Origin of the sequence: Acidibrevibacterium sp. (genome assembly GCF_049965395.1) — a bacterium.
GTDB lineage: Bacteria > Pseudomonadota > Alphaproteobacteria > Acetobacterales > Acetobacteraceae > Acidibrevibacterium > Acidibrevibacterium fodinaquatile.
In genome coordinates this window covers 1-6,761 of sequence record NZ_JBMFWJ010000034.1, presented here as the reverse complement: position 1 = coordinate 6,761, position 6,761 = coordinate 1, and the positions used below count along the sequence as shown (strand labels likewise).

General features: G+C 68.6%; 7 protein-coding genes. 5 read left to right on the top strand and 2 right to left on the bottom strand.

Translation table 11 applies throughout. The features are described 5' to 3' along the window. On the top strand, positions 1 to 558 hold a 558-nt coding region (locus ACP5M5_RS10545), incomplete at its 5' end, for a type IIL restriction-modification enzyme MmeI (RefSeq protein ID WP_427937198.1). A 7-nt stretch (positions 559 to 565) separates the two neighbouring features. On the opposite strand, the gene ACP5M5_RS10540 is transcribed toward ACP5M5_RS10545, so the two are convergent. Then, complete coding sequence (locus tag ACP5M5_RS10540) at positions 566 to 2,872, bottom strand: methyl-accepting chemotaxis protein (protein ID WP_427937196.1); 2,307 nt, start codon at positions 2,870 to 2,872, stop codon at positions 566 to 568. Positions 2,873 to 2,983: 111 nt separating this feature from the next. Between ACP5M5_RS10540 and ACP5M5_RS10535 the strand changes: the two genes are divergently transcribed. The 4 genes from ACP5M5_RS10535 (at position 2,984) to ACP5M5_RS10520 (ending at position 6,407) form a co-directional block, all read left to right on the top strand. Beyond that, positions 2,984 to 3,652 (top strand): glutathione S-transferase family protein, encoded by a 669-nt coding sequence (locus ACP5M5_RS10535; RefSeq protein ID WP_427937194.1) that lies wholly within the window; start codon positions 2,984 to 2,986, stop codon positions 3,650 to 3,652. A gap of 17 nt (positions 3,653 to 3,669) precedes the next feature. Further along, positions 3,670 to 4,788 (top strand): alpha-hydroxy acid oxidase, encoded by a 1,119-nt coding sequence (locus ACP5M5_RS10530; protein WP_427937192.1) that lies wholly within the window; start codon positions 3,670 to 3,672, stop codon positions 4,786 to 4,788. Next, complete coding sequence (locus ACP5M5_RS10525; protein WP_427937190.1) at positions 4,785 to 5,657, top strand: isocitrate lyase/PEP mutase family protein; 873 nt, start codon at positions 4,785 to 4,787, stop codon at positions 5,655 to 5,657. The genes ACP5M5_RS10530 and ACP5M5_RS10525 overlap by 4 nt, the downstream gene beginning before the upstream one ends. Before the next feature lie 132 nt (positions 5,658 to 5,789). Continuing rightward, positions 5,790 to 6,407: an NUDIX hydrolase gene (locus ACP5M5_RS10520; protein ID WP_427937188.1), complete on the top strand. Its 618-nt coding sequence runs from the start codon at positions 5,790 to 5,792 to the stop codon at positions 6,405 to 6,407. A 25-nt stretch (positions 6,408 to 6,432) separates the two neighbouring features. On the opposite strand, the gene ACP5M5_RS10515 is transcribed toward ACP5M5_RS10520, so the two are convergent. Further along, positions 6,433 to 6,761 (bottom strand): isocitrate/isopropylmalate family dehydrogenase (locus tag ACP5M5_RS10515; RefSeq protein ID WP_427937187.1); only part of this gene is annotated, 329 nt, incomplete at its 5' end.

Below are 6,761 nucleotides of genomic sequence, written 5' to 3'. Positions count from 1 at the left end.
GTCACCGTCATCCCCGATCGCCCCTTCGTGGTGATCCCGAAAGTTAGTTCCGAGCGCCGCGAGTATTTGCCGATCGGCTGGCTGGCGCCGCCAGTCATTCCAAGCGATCTCGTTTTCGTTCTCCTTGACGCCACCCTCTGGCATTTCGGCATCCTGACCTCGGCGATGCACATGGCCTGGCTGCGCCAGATCGGCGGCCGGCTGAAAAGCGATTATCGCTATTCGATCAGTCTGGTTTACAACACCTTCCCCTGGCCGGAGGCGGATGAGAGCCAGCGCCGGCGGATCGAGGCGTTGGCGCAAGCGGTGCTTGACGCGCGGGCGCAATTCCCCGGCGCGACGCTGGCCGCGCTTTACGATCCCGATCTAATGAAACCGGCGCTCCGCCGCGCCCATGCCGCGCTCGATCGCGCGGTGGACCGGCTCTATCGCCGCGCCCCGTTCGCCTCCGAGCGCGAGCGGCTCGAGTATTTGTTCACGCTCTATGAACGCCAAAGCGCGCCGGCGCTCGCCGCGATGAAGCCCGCCTCGCGGCGGCGCAAACCCCGCCCCGTCTAGCGCCCCCTCACGCCGCCTGCATCGCCTCGAGGAAGCTCTCGACCTCGCTCCGCAGCGTGCCGGATTGCTGCGCAAGGTCGGCGGCGGCGGCCAGCACCTCCGAAGAGCGGGCGCGGGTTTCGCCGACCGCGGCACTGACCTCGCCGATGTTCTCTGTCACTTCGCCAGTGCCGTGTGCCGCCTGCTGCACGGCGCGGGCGATTTCCTGGGTCGTTGCCCCCTGCTCCTCGACCGCGGCGGCGATGGCGGCGGCGATTTCGTCGAGCCGCTGGATGGTCGCGCTCACGGCGCGCAGCGTGGTGACGGCGGTCTTGGTCTCGTCCTGCATGGTCGCGATCTGGGTGGAGATTTCCTCCGTCGCGCGGGCGGTCTGGCTCGCCAGCGTCTTGACCTCGTTCGCGACCACGGCGAAGCCGCGCCCGGCCTCGCCCGCCCGCGCCGCCTCGATGGTGGCGTTGAGCGCCAGCAGATTGGTGTGGGCGGCGATGTCGCCGATCAGCCGGACGACGCCACCGATCCGGCTCGCCTGATCGTTGAGGCTGACGACGCAGCGGTCGGTCGCCTCCGCCTTGCTCACCGCATCAGAGGCGATGCGGGCACTTTCGGCGACGCTGCGACTGATTTCGCTGACCGAGGCGGCCATCTGCTCGGCGCTCGCGGCCACCGCCTGGACGTTGCCGGCGGCCTCGCGCGAGGCGCTGGCCACCGCTTGCGCCCGCGTCCCGGTATCGGCGGCGAGACTGTTCAGGACATTGGCCGCGTCCCGCATCTCACCGGCCGAACGGCCGAGGGCGGCGGCGATCTCGCCAACCGAATTCTTGAACCGTTCGGCGAGCCGCGCCTCGCGCGTTACCGGAACAATGGTCAGCATCGGGCCGAAGAAGCGGCCATCGGCAGTTTTCAATGCCGATGCCTGGATATCGAGCGTCTCGGCGCCGACCGCAATGCGCTCGCGATAAGGGAGTGATGCGCCGCCGCTGCTCAGCGCTGCCTCCAGCCCTGGCGTGCGGGCAAATCGCGTGAGACTCTGTCCGGCGAGGGCATCGGCGCGGAGCGCGAGGGTCTCGGCGATCGGCGCCAGAACGTTGCGCGCCGCCGGGCTCGCATACGAGATCGTAAGCGCGTTGGCGGCGTCGGCGACGAGGACGCTGAGCGGCAATTGATCGAGGGTCTGGCGCTGCAGAAACGCCTGTTCGGCGGTCTGGCGCAGCCGCTCCAGCGCTTGCGCCATGCGGCCGATTTCGTCGCGTCGCCCGGCGTATCCGATCGTCATGCCGGTCTCGCCCTCGGCGAGGCGAGCGAGCATCGCGGTCATGGCGCCGATCGGGCGGGCGATGGCGCGCGCGGTCAGCGTCGAGGTGATGATCAGAATCGCGGCGATGCCAACCGCAACGGCGATCAACGTCCGCCGCAGCCCCGCCCTGGCGCGCAGCGCCTCCGCCCGCGCCGCTTCCGCCTGGCGGGTGACATCGGCGTCGGCGGCATCGAGGCTCGCGCGTGCCGCGGCGCTCTTGGCCGCGAAATCACGGGCGAGGAACTGCGCCGCGGCGGCGGTTTGGCTGACGATTTCGGCGCTGGTCGCGAGAATGGCATCGCCGCTCTGCTCCATGGCGGCGAAGGCAGCCGCGGCGTCCTTGGAGACGCCCTCATCATGCGCCGCATGCAGCAGCGCGTGCGCGATCTTGGTGTTGAGCTGCATCGCTTTCGCCGCCGCCTCGTCCCCGGTGTTCATGGAGAGGAGGGCGGCGTTGCCGGCGTCGATCACCGCGCGCTGATAGCGGGTCAGCCGCGCCTTGTTGCGATCGGCGGCTTCCGGCGTGAGATCCTCGAGATGCATCCGATCCAGCGTCACCGAGACCAGCTGGTTGATCGCCGCGAGCTGTGGCAAAAGCCCCTGCTCACGGCGGTCGAGCAGCGCCGCGCGGGCAGCCAGCACGTGGCCGATGGCGTCGGCCTCGGCGGCATTGTCGGCAGCGACCTTAGCGAAGGCGGCATTGCTGGCCGAATTTCCCGCGAGACCTGCCGCCAACCCCTCGGTGAGCGACGCCAGCTCGGCCTTGGCGGCGGTGATTTGCGGCATGGTTTGGAGCAGGGCAATACGCGTGGCGAGAGCGTCGAGATCGTGGCGGCGCTGGCCAGCCAGGTCGATCACCGCCTTGGCGGCAACCGCCTCCGACGCCTCGGCATCCAGCCGCTCGAGCCGCGCGAGCCCGGAAAACATCGAGACCGCGAGGCCGCCGAGCAGCAGCAGTGCGCAGGCCGCCGACAACGCGAGTTTCCAGCCGATCGAAAGATTCCGCAAAACCAGTAACATCGTCGGAATCATCCTTTCCACGAACCACCGGCGGAAATAAACTCATTTCCATATTAAAGAAGGCTGAACGCGGAGTTGGCGCGGCAGGCGCGGGGTGCCATAAAACCGTCGATGCGCTCTCTTTATCACCATCCCATCTGCCCCTATTCGCGCAAAATCCGGCTTCTGCTGGCCGAAAAGCGGCTCGGCTTCGAGGTCAGGCTGGAAAAACCGTGGGAGCGGCGCGAGGAGTATCTCGCCCTCAATCCCGCCGGCCTGGTGCCGACATTGATCGACGATAACGGCCTCGTCGTGCCGGATTCGGCGGTGATCGCGGAATATCTCGACGAGGCCTATCCCGACACCTCGCTGATGGGCCGCACGCTCGCCGAACGCGTCGAGGTGCGGCGGCTCGTCGCCTGGTTCGATGGCCGCTTCGCCCAGGACGTGACCCGCAACCTGCTCGAGGAAAAGCTGTTGAAGCGCCTCGCCGGACGCGGCCATCCCGATTCGGGCCTGCTTCGCCTCGGCTATGCCGGCTTGCGCGAGCATCTGCGCTATCTCGGCTGGCTTGCCGAGACGCGGAAATTCCTCGCCGGCGCCATCGTTTCGCTCGCCGATTTCGCCGCCGCCGCCCATCTCTCGGCGCTCGATTTTGCCGGCGAGGTCGATTGGAGCCTCTCGCCAGCGGCGCGCGAATGGTATGCGCGGATCAAGAGCCGCCCGAGTTTTCGCACCCTCCTCGCCGATCGCATCCCCGGCGTTGCGCCACCGGCGCATTACGCTGACCTCGACTTCTAGCCAGCGGGAATCGCATCATGAAAAAAACAACCGAGGAAACGCCCGAAATGCTCGCCGAACGCTTCCAGGCGCTGCATGAATTCATCCCCGCCGCCGAGCGCGCTCTGTCTCGCGAGATCTGGGGCTATCTCATCGGCGGCGCCGAGACCGAGACCACGGTCGCGCGCAACCGCGCCGCCCTCGACGCGCTGGCCTTGCGCCCGCGTGTCTTGCGCGATGTCAGCGCGGTGAGCACAGCAGCGGTGTTTCTCGGCCATCGTCTGCGGCTTCCGGTCGCGCTTGCCCCGGTCGGCTCGCTCGAATCCTTCCACCCCGACGCCGGCGCCGCCGTCGCCCGCGCCGCCTCCCGCTTCGGCGTGCCCTTCCTGCTCAGTTCGGTCTCCAAGCCGAGCCTGGAGGAAGCGGCAAAGGCGGCCGAGGCCGGCCCGCGGATTTTCCAGCTCTATGTCCGCGGCAACGGCGCCTGGGTCGATGACCACGTCGCCCGCGCCATCGATGCCGGCTATGATGCCTTCTGCCTCACCGTCGATACCGCCCATTACAGCCGCCGCGAGCGCGACATCGCCAACCGCTTCGTAAAACCCTGGCGCGCCATCCCCGACCACGCCGCGATGGCCTTCCAGTCGGCGCTCAACTGGGATGATGTTCGCCGCTTCAAGGACCGTCACGCCATCCCGCTGATCCTCAAGGGCATCGCGACCGCCGAGGACGCGGCGCTGGCCGCCGAACTCGGGGTCGAGTTCGTTTATGTCTCCAACCATGGCGGGCGCCAGCTCGATTTCGGACTCGGGACGATGGCGATGCTGCCCGAAATCGCCGCGGCGGTGCGCGGGCGGGCGCGGATCATCGTCGATGGCGGGTTTTCGCGCGGCACCGATATCGTCAAGGCGATCGCCCTCGGCGCCGATCTCGTTGGGCTCGGGCGGCTCTATCTCTACGGCCTCGCGGCGGCGGGGGCGGCGGGAATCGAGCGGGTTCTGACATTGCTCGAGGACGAGGTGCGCATCGCGCTCGGCCTGCTCGGGGCGCCCGATCTCGCCTGCCTCCATCCCGGCTTCGTCGCGCCCGCCCCGGCGACGGTCGCGCCGCATGTGCATAGCGCCTTCCCGCTGCGCGATTTCGGGCCCGGACGATGATTTGGCACGCCCGCCGCGCCCGCCTCCGCGCCCTGCTTGCGGCCGAGACTTGCGTCGTTCCCGCCTCCGTCCACGATCCGCTGAGCGCCCGTGCCGCCGGCGATCTCGGCTTCGAGATGGCGATGCTGGCCGGCAGCGTCGCCTCGCTCGCCGTGCTCGGCGCGCCCGATCTCGCGCTGCTAACCCTGAGCGAACTCGCCGGCCTCGTGCTCCGCATTAGCCGCGCCGCCGATCTGCCCCTCCTCGTCGATGGCGATCACGGCTACGGCAACGCGCTCAACGTGCGCCGCACCGTCGAGGAGCTGGAGATCGCCGGCGCCGCCGGGCTCTCGATCGAAGATACCGCCCTCCCCGCCAGTTTCGGCGCGAGTGGCACCGCCTTCATCCCGCGCGCCGAGGGGGTAGGCAAACTCCGCGCGGCGCTGGCGGCGCGCCGCGACCCCGCCCTGGTCATCGCCGCCCGCACCGGCGCGATCACGGCGCTCGGCCTCCCCGAGACCCTCGACCGGGCGCGGGCCTATGCCGAAACCGGGGCCGATGCGCTGTTTCTGACCGGGATCAGGACATGGGACGAACTCGACGCCCTCGCCGGCGCCGTCTCCTGCCCGCTGATCCTCGGAACCCTCGCCCCGGCACTCGACGATCCGGCCTCCCTCGCCGCCCGAAGGGTGCGGATCGCGCTCCAAGGCCACCTGCCCTTCCAGGCCGGATTTGCCGCGACCGTCGCGACCCTCCGGGCGCTTCGCGCCGGCGCCAGGCCAGCCACCCTCGGCCATGCCGCGGACGCGGCGCTGCTCCGTGAGGCCGCCCGCGAGTGCGAATATCAGGCGGCGATGGCGGACTATCTCGAGCAAACCGGGGAGAAGTAGTTTTTTTGAAAAAATTTTCTCCGTTGGGCAGTGCCTGCGGCACTGCCGCGCCGAGAACCGGGAAGAAAGTCTTTTTGCTTCTTTTTCTTCAAAAAAAGAAGGTTTTTATGTTTTGTGAATCCGGAGACTGTAATGCCCGATAGCGCCGAGGCTTCGCCCCGCCCGAAAACCGTTCCGCCGAAACCGGCGGCGAGCCTCGTCGTCCTGCGCGAGGGCGCGGAGGTGCTGATGGGGATGCGCGGCGCCGGCCATCGTTTCATGCCCAACCGGCTGGTGTTTCCGGGCGGGCGGGTCGATCGCGCCGATCTCCGCGCGCCGGCGGCAACCGCGCTTTCGCCGCATGTCCGCGCGCTCGTGGAAAAAAATGCCTCGCCGGCGCTCGCGCACGGGCTCGCGATCGCCGCGGCCCGGGAATTGGCGGAGGAAACCGGGCTTTCCCTCGGCACGCCGCCGTCGCTCGATGATCTCGACTATCTCTGCCGCGCCGTGACGCCGCCCGGTCTTCCGATCCGCTTCAACGCGCGCTTCTTCGTCATCGACGCCGTCCGTGTGCGCGGCACCCTTGCCGGCTCGGGCGAGCTGGAGGGGCTGCGCTATTACCCGATCGCGGAGGCGCTGGCGCTCAACCTCGCGCTGGCCACGCGCTTCGTGCTGGAAAATCTCAAGCTCTGGCTTACGCTTTCGCCGCAAGAGCGGGCGGCGCGGACCACCACGCCGCTGCTCCGCCTCCGCCGCGGGTTCACCGAATGACCACGGCGGCTGATCCCCAGCGCGTTCATCCCATCGCGGCGCGGAGATTCTCGTCGATTTTGGCGAGAAAATCCTGGGTGTTGAGCCAGGGCTGGTCCTTGCCGATCAGCCCCGCGAGATCCTTAGTCATGGCGCCGCTCTCGACGGTGTCGATGCAGACCTTCTCCAGGGTCTCGGCGAATTTCGTGACGTCGGGAGTGCCGTCGAACTGGCCGCGATAGGCGAGGCCACGGGTCCAGGCGAAGATCGAGGCGATCGGGTTGGTTGAGGTCTCGCGCCCCTTCTGGTGCTCGCGGTAATGGCGGGTCACGGTGCCGTGCGCCGCCTCGCTCTCCACCGTCTTGCCATCCGGGC